This is a genomic window from Helcobacillus massiliensis (assembly GCF_033106145.1).
Lineage (GTDB): Bacteria > Actinomycetota > Actinomycetes > Actinomycetales > Dermabacteraceae > Helcobacillus > Helcobacillus massiliensis.
In genome coordinates this window covers 1,057,472-1,075,510 of record NZ_CP136959.1, presented here as the reverse complement: position 1 = coordinate 1,075,510, position 18,039 = coordinate 1,057,472, and the positions used below count along the sequence as shown (strand labels likewise).

The window sequence follows — 18,039 nt, the reverse complement described above, 5'->3', positions numbered from 1 at the left end:
TCACAGGAAGTGACGGTTGGAGTGGAGGCGGCCGCGGCGCAGCAGGTCGAGGCGCTTGTCCAGGAGGACCTGCAGCTCTTCCTCGGAGCGGCGCTCCAGCAGCATGTCCCAGTGGGTGCGGACGGGGCGACCCGGCTTCTCATCGGGCTTCTCGTGGTCGCGCAGCACGGCGGTGGCGCCGCAGCGGCACTCCCACACGAGCGGAACATCCGCCTCCACGGAGAACGGGAGGATCGTGGTGTGGCCGTTGGGGCAGTCGTACGGCGACTCCTGGCGGGGTGCCGCGAGGACGCCCTCGTCGGTCTCCATGGACAGCGAACCCAGCCGGGTTCCTCTCAGCGAGCGAGAGCTCATCTAGTTCCAGCCTTCTTCCACTGATTCGGTGCGTGTGGCGATCTGCTCACACCCGGTCAACGCGCGGGCTGACCTGTGTATTCCACAGATCGATGCGGTTAGTGATAATACCATCCGCCCCCATCTCCAGCAGGCGCCGCATGTCCCCGGGGTGATCCACCGTCCACACGTGCACCTCGCAGCCTGCCCGGTGCGCCTTCGCGATGAGGCGCTCGGTCACCACCCGCACACCCCGCACCTGCTCCGGCACCTGCAGTGCGTCCCAGCGGCGCAGCAGGGTATCCGTGCCGGGCAGTTCGAGCGCGTCGGCCAGGCGGATCGCCGCCATCGGCGCGAGTGACGGGCTGCGCCTCACCCGCACCCCGGTCATGCCGGTGATCATCGCCGCCGCCCGCCGCGGATAGGCACCGGTGAAGCCCGCGAGGCACACCCTGTCCTGCGCGCCGGCGCGGACGATCGCTCGGGCGGTCGGCAGGATCGCCTGCTCCGCTTTGATGTCGATGTTGACCGGGACGTCCAGGTCCCCGAGGACGTCCTCGAGGGTGGGAATGGGGCTGAGGCCGCCCACGCGCACTCCGCGCAGGTCCTGCAGGCGGCTCTCGGCGACGGTGTGCTCGTCGCCCGTGGCGCCGCAGCGGATCTGCGGATCGTGCACGGTGAGGGCGATGCCGTCGGCGGTGGCGTGCACGTCGGTTTCGATGACGTCCGCGCCGTTTGCGACGGCCCGGTGGAAGGCCTCCAGCGTGTTCTCGTCACCGTCCGGGGCGAAGCCGCGGTGGGCGATGCCGCGCGGCAGCTCACCGGGCATGAACCCGCTTCTCACAGTCCTTCTCCTGTCACCAGCATGTCCTCTTCGTCTTCGTCGCTGAGTCGTCGCCGCGGCCGCTTCGCGCCGGCGCTGCGGGCGGAAGGGCCACCGGTCCGAGATCCGTCGGCCGCCTCCGCGTCTGGGTCACCGCTCTCGGCGCGGGCATCGCGCTCATCCAGGACGGCGCGGCGCGCCGCCACCACGAATCCGACGGGGAAGAACGCCGCGAACACCCACCACTGGAACGCGTACGACAGGTGTGGTCCGGTGTCGGTCTCGGGCCGCTCCACCGGCATCAGCGGCGCGGACGCATCGGCCGGTGGTGCCGACGGGTCCTCACTGATCATCGTGCCGTAGGCGCCCGTCATGACTCCGGGCAGCGGCCCGGTCTGCCCCTGGACATCGGGGACGTTGATCGACTGCACCTGGCCGTCGGTCTGCGCCCGGCCGAGGCGGGGCTCCGTCGGCCTCAGGTGGGCGGTGAGGGTGACGGTGCCGTCCGGCAGCGGGGGTGAGCCCGCCGGTGTCGACTCGACCTTCGCAGCGGGTACCCAGCCGCGCACCACCAGCAGGGTGCGCTCGCCGTCGGTGAAGGGGACGAGCTGCAGGAACCCGACCTGGGAGGCACGGGTGCGGTTGCGCACGAACAGGGTGTCCTCGGACCGGTACTGCCCGGTCATGGTGACCTGGGTGTAGTCGTCCTCAGCCCGCAGCGCAGAGGTCGGGGAGGGGAGTGGACCGGCGGGGTCGACGGGTGCGGCGTCGTAGTTGCGTTCGATGGTGGCGACGGCCTCAGCCTTCGCTTCGTAGCGGTGGAACTGCCAGCGGCCGAGCAGGATGCACGCGGTGACGGCGGCGAGCACGAGGAGGAGGGCGAGCGCCCACCGGGGTGTGAGCAGGGTCTTCATTCTTCGCTGGTCGTGCTGTCCTCGTCGATGATGCGGCCGTCGGAGTCGATGATAACCACGGGCGCTGATGACTCCAGGAGCAGAGGTCCGCCCGACGGCTCGGGCGGAGGGGAGCTCTGCCCCTCGCGGTCCTGGTCATTGGCGAACATCACCGCGAACAGGGGGATGAGGACCGCAGCGACCAGCATCACGAGCTTCCACCAGCCGGGCACGATGAGGATCAGCACGAAGCAGATCATGCGGATCGCCATGTTGATGGAGTAGATCCGCAGGCGGTGCGAGACGTCCTCGGAGCGGGCCTTCGGAGCCGGAGGCGGGGGAGCGGCGAACTGGTCGGTCATTGCGGCAGCACGGCCGCGTGGTCGAGGAGTCGCAGGAACAGGTACACGGTGCCGCCCACGATCCCGGTGCTGATCACCGCGATGACCGCGTCCACGCGGCGGGATGGGCGGCGGATCTCAGCCTCGGGAATGTCCTGGGCGGTGGGGGAATCGGCGAGGACGCCCGGTGCGGTCACGGCCAGGGGATAGTCGAGGTCGGTGCCGCGCTGGAGGCGGGCTCCGCTGGCGCGCAGCGAGCCGCTCGGCGCCAGGGGAGCATCCGTCGGCAGCTCCTCCGCGTTCCAGCGCCACCCCGCCGGCGGGGTGGGCCAGTCAGCGGGAGGCACCCACCCGGCCGGAGGCTCCCAGTCGGCACTGGGCGGCTCCGGCCAGGCGGGGGCGGGGTTGAAGCGGGACACGGTCACTTCTCGGGGACTGCCCACTTGGCGCCGGACTTGTCACCGTTCCAGGTGATGGTGAGGTCCGGGACCTTCTTGATGTCGTACAGGATGCGCATGGTGCCGGACTCGCCCTCTTCGAGGTCGTAGTCCAACGTGTTCAGGCCCGCTTCATCGGACTGGCTGTAGGAGGTGCGCGCGACATCCACCACACCGCCGTACGGGGTGTTGACCCGGACGTTCAGCGGGTTCTGGTGGATCTTTCCGGACTTCGAGGTGGTCTGAACCGTCACCACGAGGTAGGTGCCGTTGGTGGGCTTGTCCACCGGTTCGCCGTCGCTCGTCTTGATGTCGCTGCCGTCGGACCAGCGGGTGGAGAGGACCACCTCACCGGAGCCGGAGAAGGTGACCACAGATTTCTTCTCAGCGTTCTTGTCCGGCTTGACCAGCGGTTCCTTCGGCGTGGGCTCAGCAGTCTCAGTGGGTGACGGGGCCTCAGACGTGGTGGTCGGGTCAGCCGGTGCGCTGGAGCTGGAGCTGGGGCTGGGCGACGGGTCAGCTGTCGCCTCGTCGTCGCCCTTGAAGAAGTAGAAGGACAGGGCGATTGCGGCAAGGATCGCGAGCAGCAGCGGCAGCACCAGGCAGGTCAGCCACCAGAACCGGGCGAAGAAGCCCTTCTTCTCCGGCACGCCCTGCGCCTGGATCGGTGTCCAGTTCTGCGTGGTCGCGCCGGAGGGCTCACTGTCACCGGCGCCGAACATCGGCGCGGGGGCGGCGCTCGCCGCGGAGGAGCCCGTCGCGGACGAACCTGTTTCGGACGCGGAGCCTGCGGCACCGGCGTGGGAGGCGGAGTCGTCCGCGTCGTCCTCCACCCAGTACTGCCAGTCGGCGGGCGCTTCGCCCCACGCGGGGTCCGGCTGCCAGCCTTCGGGCGGTGTCCAGCCCGGTTCTGCCGGCGGCCAGTTGGGCGGTGGGTTGAAGCGCAGTGCCATAGTGGTCGTGTCCCTTCCCCTGCTGCAGGGATGCATCGGTCAGTGGGTGCGGCCACCAGTGTACGACCGTGCCGGGTTTGCGGGGGCGATCAGCGCACCAGGCGGCCGCGATAGGGTAGCGGGGCCCATTCATGACCCCATCGAAGGAGAACGCGGTGACCGCACGCAGCGTCCTGATCACCGGCGGCAACCGAGGCATCGGCTACGCCCTCGCAGAGCACTTCCTGTCCCTCGGCGACAAGGTCGCCGTCACCTCCCGCTCCGGCACGGGCGGCCCCGACGGCGCGCTCACCGTGGCTGCGGACGTCACCGACTCCGCCTCCATGGACGCCGCGTTCGCTGAGGCGGAGGAGAAGAACGGCCCGATCGAGGTGCTGGTCGCCAACGCCGGCATCACCGACGACCAGCTGCTGCTGCGCATGAGCGACGACTCCTTCGAGAACGTCCTCGGCACCAACCTCACGGGTGCGTTCCGCTCCGTGAAGCGCGCCATCAAAGGCATGATGCGAAAGAAGAAGGGCCGCATCATCCTGATCTCCTCCGTGGTGGGCCTGTACGGCTCCCCGGGCCAGGTCAACTACGCCGCCTCCAAGTCCGGCCTGGTCGGCATGGCGCGCTCCATCACCCGTGAGCTCGGCTCCCGCGGCATCACCGCGAATGTCATCGCCCCCGGCTACATCGACACGGAGATGACCCAGCAGCTCAGCGACGATCTGAAGAAGGAGTACCAGAAGGCGATCCCGGCGGGCCGCTTCGCCCAGCCGGAGGAGGTTGCGAAGGTCGCCGCGTTCCTCGCCTCCGATGACGCCGCCTACATCTCCGGTGCTGTCATCCCGGTCGACGGCGGCCTCGGTATGGGACACTGATTCGGACCGTCACCATCACACAGGAAGAGGACTTGTGAACGACGAACCTCCGAGTCGGATGCTTCTGCTCATGCGCCACGGCAAGGCGGAGAACTCCGCCCCCACCGATAAGGAGCGCCCTCTGGCCTCCAAGGGCGTCACTCAGGCCCGCGCCGTCGGCGACTACCTCCGTTCGCAGGGCATCTGCCCGACCCGAGTCCTCGTCTCCTCCGCGCAGCGCACTCGCGACACGTGGGATGCGCTGCGCCCCGGTCTTCCGGACTTCGACGGGGACGTCAGCGTCCACGACGAGTTCTACGCCACCGGACCTGCTGAGGTGCTCGAGGAGCTCCACCGCCTGCCCGCCGACGAATCGGTGGTGCTGGTGATAGGCCACGAGCCGGTCATGTCCTCGCTCGCCTCCCACCTCGCCGATGAGGAGTCGTCCGATTCGGGTGCGACCGCACAGGTGCGGCTGGGGATGCCGACGGGGTCCGTCAGCGTCTTCAGCGGCCGCCTCGGCTCGTGGGCTGAGCTCGGTGAGGATTCGCTGAGCCTGCACGCGCTGCTGCGCGGCTGACGGCCCAGCGAACGGCCGGGCCGTCGCTCAGAACCCGTCGAGTCGGGCCAGGTGCTCACGCACCGGGTCGAGGGACGGGCCGTCGATCACGAGGTCCACAACCTCCCGCAGGGCCGGCTTCGGGTGGAACCCCACCGCGAGGCCGGCCTCCGCCATGAGGTCGATGTCGTTGGCGCCGTCGCCGAGGGCGATGATGCGCTCGCGCGGCACACCGTGCGCGGCGGACAGGAACCGCGCCTGCATCGCCTTCGCTTCGCGGTCCACGATCGGGCCGTCGACCCTGCCGGTGAGGTGCCCGTCGGCCACCTCGAAGCGATTCGCCAGCACCGACTGGATGCCGACCTGCTCCGCGAGCGGAGTGATGATCTCCTCGAAGCCGCCGGACACCAGCGCCACCAGCCAGCCGCGCTCGATCGCCTCGGAGGCGAGTTCGACCGCGCCAGGGGTCGGCACGAGCTGCTCGCGCACCTCGTCGATGACGGTGGCGGGCAGGCCCTTGAGGGCGGCGACGCGGTGGCGCAGAGACTCGGCGAAGTCCAGTTCGCCGCGCATCGCCCGCAGCGTCACCTCTTCGACGTCGTTGCGCACGCCGGCGTAGTCGGCGACCAGTTCGATCACCTCCTGCGTGAGGAAGGTGGAGTCGACGTCGGAGATCAGCAGTCCGCGGTAGGCGGTGTCAACCACAGCATGTCCTTTCGACGGGGCTCTCGTCTGCGCAGTCTAGCCGCGCTCACACTGGTGAGGAGGAGAGGACCGCGCTGAGGGCGCTGCGGGCAGCATCATGCAGATCCCGCACCAACTCCCGTCGCGCCGTATCGAGGTCCGGGTCCTCCAGGAGCCGCTCGCACTGCACCGCGGCGCGGCCCGCGATCCGCGCGGTTTCCACATGCCCCGCGTCGATCCCGGGGTGGGGCTCCATCAGGAACCAGTCGTCGGGCAGCTCCGCGGGGCCGACGGGTTCCTCCAGCACGATGTCCAGGCGCTGCGCGCGGTCAGCCGCGTCCTGCAGGCAGCGGAACAGGTGCTCCCGGGCCCCGTCGGTCCGCTGCGGCGTGACGGGCCGGTTCGGTGGGGCGTTGTGCCGATCCACCACGAGGGTGCGGTGGTGCGGATCCTGGCGGTGGACCGTGAGGGTGTGGTGGGCGAGGGGCCCGTCGGCGACCACGAGCGCCTGCCCCGTGCCCAGCGCCGCCGCGATCGCCGGGGGCGGGCCGATGAGGCCGGCGATCCGCCCGGGCTGCGGCAGCACGAGGTTCACGATGGGGCGGTGCATCAGCTGCAGGTCCAGCAGCCACGCCGCCGGGTCGAACGGGGGAGCGAAGAAGAACTCGGGGCCGTCGAGCTGGTCGAGGAGCCCGTCGGCGCAGAGGCGGCCGCGCAGCAGACCGTGCGCCCAGGAGGACAGCACCGCCAGGCGCGGCACAGGGATCGCCGTCACGTCAGGAGGCTGAACTCGGCGGTGGGGATCGCGCCGTCCTTCTCCGGTTCAGCGATCCGTTCCAGGCGGAGTCGAACGTGCGTGCCGAGGTCGGCGTCGGCGGCCACCCACGTGGTGACGGGTGGTTCCACGAGCTGCACCTCCACGCGCGGCTTCTCCCCATCGGAGCGTTTGATGACGGTGCCGGTGAACTCCTGGCCCACGAACGGCTTCAGGCTCAGCACCTCCACGAGATCCACCGCTTCGCGCTCCAGCTTCCCGGCGACGGAACCGGTGGACTTCATGATCTCCGGCAGTTCGCCGAGGGCGGCGCGCAGCTCAGCGGGGATGGCGCGGTCGGTGCTGATCATCCAGCAGACGAGGAGTCCGAAGCGGTCCACGAGGCGGCGCAGCGGCGCGGTGACGTGGGCGTACGGGGCGCCGATCGCGGCCTGCTCCAGGCTGGGCGCCTCGTCCGCGTCGTCGTCGGCCGGCGGGGCCCCGAGCGGCAGGTATCCGGCACCGCGGAACAGCACCCCTGCGTGGTTGAGCAGCGCGAGATGCTGGGGATTGCGCCAATCGAGGGTGCGGAGGAACTGCCCGTACGGCTGACCGTCGGCCCAGGTGATGCCGAGGGCCTCCGCCTGCAGACGGAAACGGGTGCGGGCCTCATCGGTGGGGGCGGGCATGGTGCGCAGGATGCCGACACCGGCATCGATCATCATCTGCGCTGCGGCCATGCCCGTCATGAGGGAGATCTGCGCGTTGGAGTCCTCGATCGGCTGCGGGGTGCGCCAGGCGAGGCGGACGCTGCCGTCCTCGTTCTCCTCCACCTCCTGCTCCGGCGTGTTCAGCGAGGCGCCCTCGCGCAGCTTCTCCTGTTCGATGCGGAGGTCGCCGACCTGCTGCAGGAGTAGCATCATGGGGTGGCCCTGGCCGGCGTCGAGGTCGTGCTGGACAGCGTCGTAGGCGAGCTTCTCGCGGCTGCGGACCACGGCACGGGTGAGGCTGCAGGCGGTGACGGCGCCGGCCGCGTCCAGGCGCATGTCCCACACGAATGCGGGAGCGTCCTGGTCCGGCAGCAGGGATGCCGCTCCTTCGCTCAGCACCTCGGGGTGCAGCGGAACCCGTCGGCCCGGGAGGTACACGGTGGCGCCGCGCCGACGCGCCTCCTGATCGATCACGTCCCCGAGGTGCACGAAGGCGGGCACATCCGCAATGGCGTAGCGGACGCGGAAGCCGTCCCCATCGGGGTCGATGTGCAGCGCCTGGTCGAGGTCGGTGGAGGAGGCGGGGTCGAGGGTGACGAACGGGATGTCCCGCAGGTCCTCGCGTTCCACCTCGCCGTTCTGCCAGGAGCCGGCGGCGCGTTCAGCGGCCTCCAGGACGGCGGGCGGGAACTCCACCGGAACCTCGTTGGCGGCGACCAGGACATCGATGGCGGCGCGGATCTCATCGGCCGCGACGCCGTGGGCGGACAGTCTCACCGTTCGGTTCGTCATGCGCGCCAGTGTACGGGCGCGCCCTGCCTCCAGGGTGGGGGGAGCGGGCGGTAGGGTTGGTGGCATGGTTCCTGTTGCGCAGCTGAACAGCGTCAGTGTTCGCCGAGGTGAGAAGCACCTGCTGAAGGACGTCTCCCTCACGATCAGCGAGGGGGAGCGCTGGGTGGTGCTCGGCCCCAATGGCGCTGGGAAGTCCACCCTGATCTCCCTGCTGGCGGCGCGCATGCACCCCAGCTCCGGCACCGTGGACCTGTTCGATGAGCGCGTGGGCCGCACCGACGTGTTCGAGCTGCGCCCCATGATCGGCCTCGCCAGCCAGGCCCTCGCCGACTCCGTTCCCGCCGGTGAGCGTGTGCTGGACGTTGTGGTCACCGCCGGGTACTCGGTGGTGGGCCGCTGGCGCGAAGAGTATGAGGACTCCGATGTGGAGCGCGCGCGCTGCCTCCTGACCGTGTTCGGCGCTGGGAAGCTCGCCGATCGGCGCTTCGGCACGCTGTCCACCGGGGAGAAGAAGCGCGTGCTCTCGGCGCGCGCTCTGATGACGGACCCGGAGCTGCTGCTGCTGGATGAGCCCGCGTCCGGCCTCGATCTGGGCGGCCGTGAGCACCTCGTGCGCGCCCTCGGCATCCTCGCGAAGGATCCCGCCACCCCGGTGACCGTGCTGGTGACGCACCACGTGGAGGAGATCCCGCCGGGCTGCACGCACGCTGTCCTGCTGCGCGGCGGCGAGATCGTGAAGGCCGGCGCGATCAGCGACGTGCTGACCTCCCAGAACCTGACGAAGACGTTCGGCCTGCCCCTGGTGGCGGAGAAGAAGGGGGAGCGCTTCACTGCGCGGGCCCTCACCCTCTCGTGATCATCCGCTTCGAGGACCCGCAGGATGAGCGCCTGCGGGACTACCACTCGATGACGGACGTGAACCTGCGCCGTGCTCTGGAGACGGAGCGCGGTCTGTTCATGGCGGAGAGCTTCAACGTCATCGACCGGGCGCTGCGGTCGGGGTGCCGCCCGCGGTCGTTCATGATGAGTGAGAAGTGGCTGGAGAAGTTCGCGCCGCTGTTCGAGAAGGATCCATCGGTCCCCGTGTTCGTGGCCAGCGAGGACGTGCTCGAGCAGACCACCGGTTTCCATGTGCACCGCGGGGCACTGGCGGCGATGCACCGCCCCGAGCTGCCGACGGTGGCGGAGGTCCTCGCAGGTGCACGCACTGTGGCGGTGTTCGAGGACATCGTGGACCACACGAACCTGGGCGCGATGTTCCGCTCCGCGGCGGCACTCGGAGTGGATGCGGTGCTGGTGACGCCGTCGAGCGCGGACCCGCTGTACCGGCGGTCCATTCGGGTCTCCATGGGGACGGTGTTCCAGGTGCCGTGGACCCGCCTGGAAGCGTGGCCGCATGGCCTGGATGTGCTGCGCGAGCACGGGTTCACCAGTTACGCGCTGGCGCTGGAAGAGGGGTCGGTGCCGCTGCAGGACGCCGAGCTCGGCCCCGGGGAGAAGGTCGCGTTCATCCTCGGCACCGAGGGGCACGGGCTGAAGCGGTCCACCCTGTCGCGAGTGGACGGCACGATCATCATCCCGATGAGCGGGGGAGTGGACTCGTTGAACGTCGCGGCGGCGAGCGCTGTTGTGTTCTGGCAGCGGCAGGCGGAGCTCGCACTGGCCTGAGACCGCCCCGCGGCGTCGGACGCCTGGCTGCCGGATGTCACGGTCTGTCCATAATTTCTGTGAATCATGCCCGCGGGTGCTGGTGAGCTGGTTGGGGTCGTGGGCACGACTGTTCCCCTTCCCGACGGTTGCGGACCTGCTCGCTCTCGCGGTCGGCGCCGGTGAAGGCACTGTTGCGGCGATGGAGAGGGGCAGTAGAAGCACGAGCGGCCCCCTGGCGCATGAGCCCGGCCGCACTGTCGCGGATATCCGTGCCGGAGCGGACGTGGAGGATGCGCTCCGCCAGCTGGGCCGGCGCACATCCCTGGAGGCCATCACCCGGTTCACCGATGGCGTCACCGTCGCCATCAGCCTCAAACCCTGAGCCGCCTTTTCTCGAACGCATGCTCGAGTGTTGGAGGGATGCGGCAGGCTCTTGCCCATGAGCAGTCAAGCAGACCGCGACTGGGCCTACGGTATCCGCCTCGCCGTCGAGGAGATGAAGACCGGAATCAAGCCGATCCCCTGGTTCGAGCGGAACGCGGCCACGCCGGTGGATCCTCTCGCATCAGTCGGTGAGGAGTCGCAGGACGCCGGCTGCTGGGAGCCGGCATGACCGCGATCCCGGCCCCCGACCCGTGGCTCCGGCGGATCCGTGTGGGCTGGGCGGAGCCGCTCCCCACGCCGTGCCCGTGCGGGGCGACGCGGGCGATGCTCGGCTGGCGGACATGCGCGTGCGGGTCCGGGCCGACGATCGGTGGGCAGTGGACGCGGGTATGACCCCGGCCGCTGCGATGCGGGCATGAACTGGATTCGGACGCTGCTAGGGCTCCCGCCGCGCACCCGCTGGTGCATGATGTGCAGCGACCACCCTGCCGCCCCGCGGAGCCCGATCTGCGAGTCCGACGAGTGCGCGGCCGAACTCCGCGACAGTTTGGCGTACTGACCATCCCGAGACCCCCACCCGGGACCGATGCGCACATACCGCGAGGTCAGGCTAGGATCCGCACATGGCTAAGCGACTCGAATGGATGGATGAGCTCCGCGGGCTGGCGATCATCCTCGTCATCGTCCACCACGTGCTCACGGTCCCCGCCGTCCTCGGCGGTGCGTCCCCAGCGTGGCAGCCCGTCATGGACTTCCTGCTCCCGTTCCGGATGCCTGTGATGCTCGCACTCTCGGGCCTGCTTCTCCCACGGTCTGTGGCGAAACCCCTGCGCGACTTCTACGCCGGGAAGGTTCAGCGGATCCTCTGGCCGTACGTGCTGTGGATGGTGATCAGCTGCATCGTCTTGCTGTCGCCCGCGACGTTGGTCTCTATCTGGGCCTGGGCCGGTGGGGCGTGGCACCTCTGGTTCCTGGCTGTCCTTCTCGCCTGCTACCTGGTCGCACCGATGACCCGCTGGATCCCCGCATGGGTGTGGCCGATCCCCATGGTGATCCTGGCGCAGTTCCCGGACACGAACGCGGTAGTTCGAGTGCTCTGGTTCGGCTCGTTCTTCTTTGCCGGCGCGGCCCTCGCGCGGTGGCTGGACCGATGGCAGGGCGTCCGCGCCTGGGCCCCCTGTCTGCTCGCCGTAGCTGCCGTTGCGGCGGCCGTCTGGATGAAAGGATCGGATGAGTCGATCGCCGGCTTCCTCGTCTCACTCGCGGGGATCCTCGCTGCCGTGTGGATCGCTCCGCGTGCGCCCCGGTCTCGGGGCCTGCAGTTCATCGGTGAGCGGTCCATCGTTTTCTACCTCGCCCACTTCCCTGCGATCGGTGTCGCGTACCTGCTGATCGGAGACGTGACGTGGTGGGTCCTGGGCCCGCTGCTGCTCGTGGTCGGGATCGGCGTCCCGCTGGCGCTGACGCGGCTGTCGGAGTCGTTCCTGTTCAGGTTGCCGGTCCCGAAGCGTGAGGGCGTGCGCGCCGGCCGGGCATGACGAATCGCCCCCCACCCCGGGGCCCGGAGGCTCAGGGGGCGCCTCGAGTCAGGAGGGGCGGGAGTCGAGGGAAGCCAGCGGCCCGGACCATCGACGAGCCCGTGGGTCCAGTCCCGGTCCACCTCGACGCCATTCGAAAGAGGCGAACATGAGGTACAGCGCACGCCCCCCAAGCTCGCTTCCGGTCCGCGCAGAACCTCATCGCTGGACTATCGATCGCAACCCTCGGGATCGCAGTCTGCTTCGGCGACATCGACCTGGGGCTTTGTCGTGACCCGCTCGGTCGTGCTGGGGTCCGTCATCGGTTCCGCTGGCCTGCTCAACGCGGTTGCCGCATTGCTCTCAATGCGCAGCAGCAAGCATCCCAGCGCCCCCTGCTCCGCAATGATCGAAAGCAGTTGAGCGTGGTGGTACCGGATACGCACCCGTATCTGCGCCCGCGCCTTCTTCCGCATCCACACCACCACATTCGAACACAGGGTTGATCGAACACGCCTTGCCCCACTAGATTGGACGCACGTTCTAATCCGGGGAAGGGGTGGACTGCAGTGAGCATCGCGTTCGATGACCGGCTTGCCCGCGCGCAGGCCGTCCTCAGCACGGCCGAAGCGCGCGTCAGCGGTCTCACCGGCGGCATCCGTCGGCCCGTGGAGACCGGTTCCCTGCCCGTCCCCAGTGCCCTGGCCTCAGTGCTCGCCGGCCTGCGGCCCGGCAGCAGCGTCGCCGTCACCGGCAGCACATCGCTCCTGCTCGCCCTCGCCGGCGCCGCCATGGGGGAGGAGTCCTGGTGCGCCGTCATCGGCATGCCGCACCTCGGCCTCGGCGCTGTCGCCGACCTCGGTGTGGATCCCGCCCGTCTCGCCCTGCTGCCCGACCCGGGTGCCAGCATCTCCCAGCTCGTCTCCGCCATGATCGACGGGGTCGACGTCGTCGTCATCGGCAGCGCCGTCTCCGACCAGCTGTGGCGCGCCGCGATCTCCCGCGCCCGCGCACAGGACACTCTGCTGCTCGCGGCGGACCCGCCCGGCCGTGCCGACCTGCGGATCAGCGCCGACCATGTGCGCTGGCGCGGCCTGCGCCGCGGCTCCGGGCGGCTTCGTCACCACGACGTCGCCGTTGCCGTCACCAACCGTGGCCTCCCCTCGGGCCGTGTCGACATCACTCTGCCCAGCGTCAGCGGCGCCATGGTCGTATCGCCGCTGACCACCGCAGCGTCTGCGCCTGCTTCCTCCGCGCCGTCGCGGTCGAAGCGCCCGGCCCTGTCGATCGTGCGGTCCGCCTGATGTCCGCACCCGCTTCCAGCACCGTGGCCACCCCCACGACCGCGACCCGCACCGTCTGCGTCCAGGTGCCCGACTGGCCGCTGCTCACTGCCCTCGAAGCGCAGCGGGACCACACCCTGCAGACAGACCGCGCAGCAGCTCTCCTGGCGGTGATGGACCACCATCGGGTCCTCACCGCGTCCGCGAGCGCCCGCGCTCTCGGGGTCCATGCGGGGATGAAGAAGCGGTCCGCGCAGGCCACCTGCCCGAACCTCGTTCTCGTGGACCGCAGCGAGGATGCCGAAGCGGCCCTGTTCGAAACCGTGGCGGCTGCTGTGGACACCGTCGCCGCCGGGGTCGAGGCGCTGCGACCCGGGGCGCTGCTGATGCCGGCACGGGGACCCGCCCGGCACGCCGGGAGTGAAGAGGAGCTCGCCGAAGCGCTGATCAACACGGTTGCGGACCTCACCGGGTTCGAATGCACCGTCGGCATCGCCGATGGACCACTCGCGGCGATCCTCGCCGCCCGCACCGGCCGGATCGTGCGCCCCGGTGAAGCCGCCCGTTACCTCGCGCCGCACCCCATCGCGACGCTGCTGGAGGCGCCGATCGGGCACAGCTCCCGCTTCCTCACCACCGATGTGTCCCTCCCGGAGACGGTTGACCTGCTGCAGCGCCTCGGCATGCACACCCTCGGCGACTTCGCCGCCCTGCCGGTGCGCTCGGTCACCGACCGGTTCGGTCCTGCCGTGGCACTGCTGCACCTGCTGGCCAACGGGCAGGAACCGACAGCGCCTGTGCACATTCGGCTCGACCAGCCGATCCAGGTGGACAGAGTGCTGGACCCGCCGCTGGAACGAGTGGACCAGGCGGCGTTCGTGGCCAAGCCCATGGCGGAGGAGCTGCAGGAGCAGCTGCGCCGGCACGGGGCGGTGTGCACGCGCCTGACCGTCATCGCCCGCGCCGACGGCGGGCATGAGACCGCCCGCACCTGGCGGCACGACGGCGCCCTCACCACCGCCGACATCGTGGACCGGGTCCGCTGGCAGTGCGACGGCTGGATCCAGACCGCCCGACTGCGCACCGACATCCGCACCGGCGCCCTCACCCACCTGCAGCTGCTGCCCGAACAGGTGGTGCCCGCCGGGACGCACGCCCCCGCCCTGTGGGGACAGACCGGGCAGAAGGCGCTGCGGGCGCACCGCGCGTTCACTCGCGCCCAGTCGATCGCGGGGGAGCAGGCGGTGCTGATCCCCGCGCCGAACGCGACGGGCCGGCTCCTGCGGGACCTCAGCGCCACCATCCCGTGGAAGAGCGAAGCACCCGCGGTGCCGACGGGTCCCTGGCCCGGCAGGCCCGCCGCCCCCTTGCCCGCCACCGTGTTCGCTGAGACCATCCCCGTGCAGCTGACCGACGCTGACGGGGCCGACGTCGTCGTCACCGCCCGCGGTGTCCTCAGCGCCGACCCCACCCACCTCACCAGCGAGCAGGGCCTGCCTCCGCACCTGGCGGGGACGGCCCCCGTCGGCCTCACCGGCTTCAGCGCCCCCGAGATCCTCGACCAGGGATGGTGGCGCAGCGCGGACGCTGCCAGTGCTCACCGCGGTGCACGGATGCAGGTGCTGCTGGAGAGCGGTCTCGCGCTCGTGCTGCTGAGCGAACGCGGCACCTGGCGGATCGAGGCGCTGTATGACTAGATGGTTCCTCGGGCCGCCCAGCTGGCGGGACCTCGAAGCGGTGCTGTCGGACCGGTCGGTGCCGGTCGGGCCCCAGATCCACATCGAGCACACCGGTGAGCAGGACAGCACTCCCACCTACGAGCCGGAGCGGGCCGTTCCGTACGCGGAACTGCACGCCCACAGTCACTTCAGCTTCCTCGACGGCGCTTCCAGCCCCGAAGACCTCGTCGCCGAAGCGCACCGGCTCGGACTGGATGCGCTCGCCCTCACCGACCACAACGGGTTCTACGGGGCGATCCGGTTCGCGCAGGCCGCCCGCGAGCACAACCTGCGCACCGTGTACGGCGCAGAGCTCACCCTGCCCGTCGCCGGCTCCCCGCCGAGCGCCGCGTCGGCGCCCCGCACCGGCAGCCACGACCCGCAGGGCGAACACCTGCTGGTGCTGGCCCGCAGTCAGGACGGGTACCGTCGGCTGTCCGCTGCGATGGCCCGCGCCCACCTCGACGGCGCCGACAAAGGCGAACCCCGCTACAACCGCACCGAACTGCAGGACGCGGCCCGGGGCGGGCACTGGCTGATCCTCACCGGCTGCCGCAAAGGCGCCGTTCAGCAAGCCGTGCTGCCGCACCTGGCCACGGGCGATATCGAGCAGGCGGCACTGGCCGCCGCGGAGCAGATCGAACGCCTCGTCGACCAGTACGGGACGGATGCGGTGGTGGTGGAGCTTCCGCTGGAGCACAGCGGCCTCCAGGACGAGTTGCACGACGCCCTCGCCCAAGGGGCCCGCATCGCGAGGGAGTCGACCGGGGCGGACCTGCCGCTGGTCGCCACCGGCAACGTCCACTATGCCGCCCCCACCGACAAGCAGCTCGCCGACGTCCATGCCAGCCTCCGCGCCGGGCAGAGCCTCGAGGACGCCGACCCGCACCTGCCGAGCCGCCTCGCGCACCTGCGCAGCGGCGAAGAGATGGCGCACATCCACCGGCGGTACCCGCAGGCCGTGGCGAACGCCGCCATCATCGGCCGCGACTGCGCCATCGACCTCACCCTCCTCGCCCCCGACCTGCCGCCCTGCGAGGTGCCCGACGGGCACACCGAAGCGACCTGGCTGCGGGAGCTCACCCACCAGATGGCGCAGGAGCGCTACGGACCGCGCGGCAGTGACAACGAACGGGCGTGGACGCAGATCGAGCATGAGCTGCGCGTCATCACCGACCTGCACTTCCCCGGCTACTTCCTCATCGTGGAGGACATCATCCGCTTCTGCCGGGACAACGAGATCCTCGCTCAGGGGCGCGGTTCAGCGGCGAACTCCGCCGTCTGCTACGCGCTCGGCATCACCGCGGTCGACCCCGTCATGCACGGGCTGCTGTTCGAACGGTTCCTCGCACCGGAACGCGACGGCCCACCCGACATCGACATCGACATCGCCTCCGACCGGCGCGAAGAGGTCATCCAGTACGTGTACCGCAAGTACGGGAGGCAGAACGCCGCACAGGTCGCCAACGTCATCACCTACCGGGCGCGGATGGCGGTGCGGGACGCCTCCCGCGCCCTCGGATACGCGCCCGGGCAGCAGGACGCATTCGCGCGACGGATCGAACGCTCCTTCACCTCCCTCGGCACCGCCGACCTGCCCGAGGACGTTCAGCGGATGGCGCGGCGCCTGCGGGACGCCCCACGGCACCTCGGCATCCACTCCGGCGGCATGGTGCTGTGCGACCGCCCCGTCATCGACGTGGTGCCCGTGGAGCGCGCCCGCATGGTCGACCGCACCGTTGTGCAGTGGGACAAGGACGACTGCGCCGACGCCGGCCTGGTGAAGTTCGACCTCCTCGGCCTCGGCATGCTCACCGCACTCGACCACTGCCTGCGCATCCTCTCCCAGTACCACGGCGAGCACTACACCCTCGCAACCCTCCCGCAGGAGGACCCGGCGGTGTACGACATGCTGTGCGCCGGTGACAGCGTCGGCGTGTTCCAAGTGGAGTCACGGGCGCAGATCTCCACCCTGCCGCGGCTGCGGCCCCGCGAATTCTACGACCTCGTGGTGGAGGTGGCGCTCGTGCGTCCCGGCCCCATCCAGGGCGGCAGCGTCCACCCCTACATCCGTCGGCGCATGGGGGAGGAGGAGATCTCCTTCGCCCACCCGCGGCTGGAGAAGTCACTCGGCCGCACACTCGGGGTGCCGCTGTTCCAGGAGCAGCTGATGCAGATGGTGGTCGATGTCGCCGACTTCAGCGCCGCCCAGGCCGACCAGCTGCGCCGCGCCATGGGATCCAAGCGCTCCAGCGCGAAAGTGATGGCGCTGCGCGCCGCCATGTTCGACGGCATGGCGAACAACGGCATCGACGGCGAAGCAGCGGAGATGATCTACCGCAAGATCCTCGCGTTCGCGAACTACGGCTTCCCCGAGTCCCACGCCTATTCCTTCGCGTACCTCGTGTACGCCAGCGCGTTCCTCAAAGCGCACTTCCCGGCGGCGTTCACCGCCGCACTGCTGCGATCCCAGCCGATGGGGTTCTACTCCCCGCAGTCCCTCGTCGCGGATGCGCGCCGCCACGGCGTCGTCACCCTCGGCGCCGACCTCCACGCCAGCGACGCCCTCACCACCCTTGAGCTCACCGACGACCACCGCCCCTACCGCTTCGCACCGGGGGAGCAGGTGCAGGGAGAGCGAGCCGCCGCGGGCCCCGCGATCCGACTCGGCCTGTCCAGTGTCCGCGGCATCTCCACCGCCGTGGCGGAGAGGATCGTGGACGAGCGCGCCTGGGGAGGGAGGTTCGCCTCCGTCATCGACCTCGCCCGGCGGGTGCGGCTCAGCCTCGCCCAACTCGAAGCCCTCGCCACCGCCGGTGCGCTGGACGAGATCGCCGGGTCCCGACGGGCCGCCCTGTGGGCCGCCGGCATCGCCGCCCACGAGAGCCCCGGCACCATTCCCGGAGTGCACATCGGCGCTGACGCCCCAATGCTTCCCGGCATGAGCGACGCCGAACTGATGGCAGCCGACACCTGGGCCACCGGCATCTCCCCAGCTGAGCACCCCGTCGCGCTGCTGCGGGACGCACTGGAGGCCGACGGAGTCCACCCCATCGCCCGGCTCCGCGACCACGACCACGGGACGCGCCTGCGCACCGCGGGGATCATCACCCATCGTCAGCGGCCCGCCACCGCCAGCGGCGCCACATTCCTCAGCCTCGAAGACGAAACGGGCATCCTCAACGTCATCTGCTCACGAGGGTTCTGGGGCCGTCACCGGGCCGTGCTGCGCACCTGTCCAGCCGTCGTCATCCGCGGCCGGCTGGAGAAGAGCGACGAAGGGGTGATCAGCGTCCTTGCCGATGACGTCGCCGCTATGCCGCTCGGCGCCCGCTCCACCTCCCGCAACTTCTGCTGAGGGAG

19 protein-coding genes are annotated in these 18,039 nt (G+C 70.2%); 10 read left to right on the top strand and 9 right to left on the bottom strand.

All coding sequences use genetic code 11. The features are described 5' to 3' along the window. From R3I40_RS04965 to R3I40_RS04940, 6 genes are read right to left on the bottom strand one after another with little or no spacing between them, the layout of a single operon-like run. Nucleotides 1-354, bottom strand: coding sequence for an RNA polymerase-binding protein RbpA (locus R3I40_RS04965; RefSeq protein WP_183374458.1), 354 nt, complete (start codon nucleotides 352-354; stop codon nucleotides 1-3). A 46-nt stretch (nucleotides 355-400) separates the two neighbouring features. After that, a complete protein-coding gene (locus tag R3I40_RS04960; protein WP_239375308.1) occupies nucleotides 401-1,177 on the bottom strand; it encodes a glycerophosphodiester phosphodiesterase family protein in 777 nt (258 codons plus the stop codon). Beyond that, nucleotides 1,174-2,070 (bottom strand): SURF1 family cytochrome oxidase biogenesis protein, encoded by an 897-nt coding sequence (locus tag R3I40_RS04955; RefSeq protein WP_285261603.1) that lies wholly within the window; start codon nucleotides 2,068-2,070, stop codon nucleotides 1,174-1,176. Before R3I40_RS04955 ends, R3I40_RS04960 begins: the two co-directional genes overlap by 4 nt. Continuing rightward, on the bottom strand, nucleotides 2,067-2,411 hold the full coding sequence (locus R3I40_RS04950; RefSeq protein ID WP_183374454.1) for a DUF3099 domain-containing protein: 345 nt from the start codon (nucleotides 2,409-2,411) through the stop codon (nucleotides 2,067-2,069). Before R3I40_RS04950 ends, R3I40_RS04955 begins: the two co-directional genes overlap by 4 nt. Beyond that, complete coding sequence (locus tag R3I40_RS04945; protein ID WP_183374452.1) at nucleotides 2,408-2,809, bottom strand: hypothetical protein; 402 nt, start codon at nucleotides 2,807-2,809, stop codon at nucleotides 2,408-2,410. Before R3I40_RS04945 ends, R3I40_RS04950 begins: the two co-directional genes overlap by 4 nt. 2 nt (nucleotides 2,810-2,811) lie before the next feature. Next, nucleotides 2,812-3,780: a hypothetical protein gene (locus R3I40_RS04940; RefSeq protein WP_183374450.1), complete on the bottom strand. Its 969-nt coding sequence runs from the start codon at nucleotides 3,778-3,780 to the stop codon at nucleotides 2,812-2,814. A 131-nt stretch (nucleotides 3,781-3,911) separates the two neighbouring features. Between R3I40_RS04940 and fabG the strand changes: the two genes are divergently transcribed. Together fabG and R3I40_RS04930 are read left to right on the top strand one after the other, a co-directional pair. Continuing rightward, the gene (fabG, locus tag R3I40_RS04935) at nucleotides 3,912-4,646 is read left to right on the top strand and encodes a 3-oxoacyl-ACP reductase FabG (protein WP_183374449.1); all 735 of its coding nucleotides are present in this window, start codon (nucleotides 3,912-3,914) and stop codon (nucleotides 4,644-4,646) included. A gap of 70 nt (nucleotides 4,647-4,716) precedes the next feature. After that, nucleotides 4,717-5,205: a SixA phosphatase family protein gene (locus tag R3I40_RS04930; protein ID WP_239375310.1), complete on the top strand. Its 489-nt coding sequence runs from the start codon at nucleotides 4,717-4,719 to the stop codon at nucleotides 5,203-5,205. Nucleotides 5,206-5,232: 27 nt separating this feature from the next. Here R3I40_RS04930 and serB read toward each other — a convergent pair whose 3' ends face one another. Genes serB through R3I40_RS04915 form a run of 3 tightly spaced genes read right to left on the bottom strand, consistent with a single transcriptional unit; the run spans nucleotide 5,233 to nucleotide 8,124 of the window. After that, a complete protein-coding gene (gene serB, locus R3I40_RS04925; protein WP_285261602.1) occupies nucleotides 5,233-5,889 on the bottom strand; it encodes a phosphoserine phosphatase SerB in 657 nt (218 codons plus the stop codon). 46 nt (nucleotides 5,890-5,935) lie between these two features. Continuing rightward, nucleotides 5,936-6,643 carry an Rv1486c family protein gene (locus tag R3I40_RS04920; protein WP_285261601.1) on the bottom strand — a complete coding sequence of 236 codons (708 nt, stop codon included), beginning with the start codon at nucleotides 6,641-6,643 and terminating at the stop codon, nucleotides 5,936-5,938. Then, nucleotides 6,640-8,124 carry an RNB domain-containing ribonuclease gene (locus tag R3I40_RS04915; RefSeq protein ID WP_239375314.1) on the bottom strand — a complete coding sequence of 495 codons (1,485 nt, stop codon included), beginning with the start codon at nucleotides 8,122-8,124 and terminating at the stop codon, nucleotides 6,640-6,642. The genes R3I40_RS04920 and R3I40_RS04915 overlap by 4 nt, the downstream gene beginning before the upstream one ends. A gap of 64 nt (nucleotides 8,125-8,188) precedes the next feature. Between R3I40_RS04915 and R3I40_RS04910 the strand changes: the two genes are divergently transcribed. From R3I40_RS04910 to R3I40_RS04875, 8 genes are all read left to right on the top strand, one after another. Beyond that, nucleotides 8,189-8,980 (top strand): ABC transporter ATP-binding protein, encoded by a 792-nt coding sequence (locus R3I40_RS04910; RefSeq protein WP_285261600.1) that lies wholly within the window; start codon nucleotides 8,189-8,191, stop codon nucleotides 8,978-8,980. Between the two features lie 50 nt (nucleotides 8,981-9,030). Then, on the top strand, nucleotides 9,031-9,792 hold the full coding sequence (locus tag R3I40_RS04905) for a TrmH family RNA methyltransferase (RefSeq protein WP_239375404.1): 762 nt from the start codon (nucleotides 9,031-9,033) through the stop codon (nucleotides 9,790-9,792). An 82-nt stretch (nucleotides 9,793-9,874) separates the two neighbouring features. After that, a complete protein-coding gene (locus R3I40_RS04900) occupies nucleotides 9,875-10,156 on the top strand; it encodes a type II secretion system F family protein (protein WP_221187092.1) in 282 nt (93 codons plus the stop codon). Nucleotides 10,157-10,213: 57 nt separating this feature from the next. Continuing rightward, on the top strand, nucleotides 10,214-10,387 hold the full coding sequence (locus tag R3I40_RS04895) for a hypothetical protein (RefSeq protein ID WP_239375316.1): 174 nt from the start codon (nucleotides 10,214-10,216) through the stop codon (nucleotides 10,385-10,387). 394 nt (nucleotides 10,388-10,781) lie between these two features. Next, complete coding sequence (locus R3I40_RS04890) at nucleotides 10,782-11,696, top strand: acyltransferase family protein (RefSeq protein ID WP_183374422.1); 915 nt, start codon at nucleotides 10,782-10,784, stop codon at nucleotides 11,694-11,696. Nucleotides 11,697-12,244: 548 nt separating this feature from the next. Further along, nucleotides 12,245-12,979, top strand: coding sequence for a DnaE2-dependent mutagenesis accessory factor ImuA' (locus R3I40_RS04885; protein ID WP_183374420.1), 735 nt, complete (start codon nucleotides 12,245-12,247; stop codon nucleotides 12,977-12,979). Continuing rightward, nucleotides 12,979-14,655: a DNA polymerase Y family protein gene (locus R3I40_RS04880; protein ID WP_285261599.1), complete on the top strand. Its 1,677-nt coding sequence runs from the start codon at nucleotides 12,979-12,981 to the stop codon at nucleotides 14,653-14,655. Before R3I40_RS04885 ends, R3I40_RS04880 begins: the two co-directional genes overlap by 1 nt. Next, nucleotides 14,648-18,034 (top strand): error-prone DNA polymerase, encoded by a 3,387-nt coding sequence (locus R3I40_RS04875; protein WP_317700122.1) that lies wholly within the window; start codon nucleotides 14,648-14,650, stop codon nucleotides 18,032-18,034. Before R3I40_RS04880 ends, R3I40_RS04875 begins: the two co-directional genes overlap by 8 nt. The last annotated feature ends 5 nt before the right edge of the window (nucleotides 18,035-18,039 follow it).

Coding starts and splice junctions, on each gene's coding strand:
- R3I40_RS04965 (WP_183374458.1), bottom strand. CDS start 354: ATGAGCTCTCGCTCGCTGAGAGGAACCCGGCTGGGTTCGCTGTCCATG.
- R3I40_RS04955 (WP_285261603.1), bottom strand. CDS start 2,070: ATGAAGACCCTGCTCACACCCCGGTGGGCGCTCGCCCTCCTCCTCGTG.
- R3I40_RS04950 (WP_183374454.1), bottom strand. CDS start 2,411: ATGACCGACCAGTTCGCCGCTCCCCCGCCTCCGGCTCCGAAGGCCCGC.
- R3I40_RS04940 (WP_183374450.1), bottom strand. CDS start 3,780: ATGGCACTGCGCTTCAACCCACCGCCCAACTGGCCGCCGGCAGAACCG.
- fabG (WP_183374449.1), top strand. CDS start 3,912: ATGACCCCATCGAAGGAGAACGCGGTGACCGCACGCAGCGTCCTGATC.
- R3I40_RS04930 (WP_239375310.1), top strand. CDS start 4,717: ATGCGCCACGGCAAGGCGGAGAACTCCGCCCCCACCGATAAGGAGCGC.
- R3I40_RS04915 (WP_239375314.1), bottom strand. CDS start 8,124: ATGACGAACCGAACGGTGAGACTGTCCGCCCACGGCGTCGCGGCCGAT.
- R3I40_RS04910 (WP_285261600.1), top strand. CDS start 8,189: ATGGTTCCTGTTGCGCAGCTGAACAGCGTCAGTGTTCGCCGAGGTGAG.
- R3I40_RS04905 (WP_239375404.1), top strand. CDS start 9,031: ATGACGGACGTGAACCTGCGCCGTGCTCTGGAGACGGAGCGCGGTCTG.
- R3I40_RS04895 (WP_239375316.1), top strand. CDS start 10,214: ATGAGCAGTCAAGCAGACCGCGACTGGGCCTACGGTATCCGCCTCGCC.
- R3I40_RS04890 (WP_183374422.1), top strand. CDS start 10,782: ATGGCTAAGCGACTCGAATGGATGGATGAGCTCCGCGGGCTGGCGATC.
- R3I40_RS04880 (WP_285261599.1), top strand. CDS start 12,979: ATGTCCGCACCCGCTTCCAGCACCGTGGCCACCCCCACGACCGCGACC.
- R3I40_RS04875 (WP_317700122.1), top strand. CDS start 14,648: ATGACTAGATGGTTCCTCGGGCCGCCCAGCTGGCGGGACCTCGAAGCG.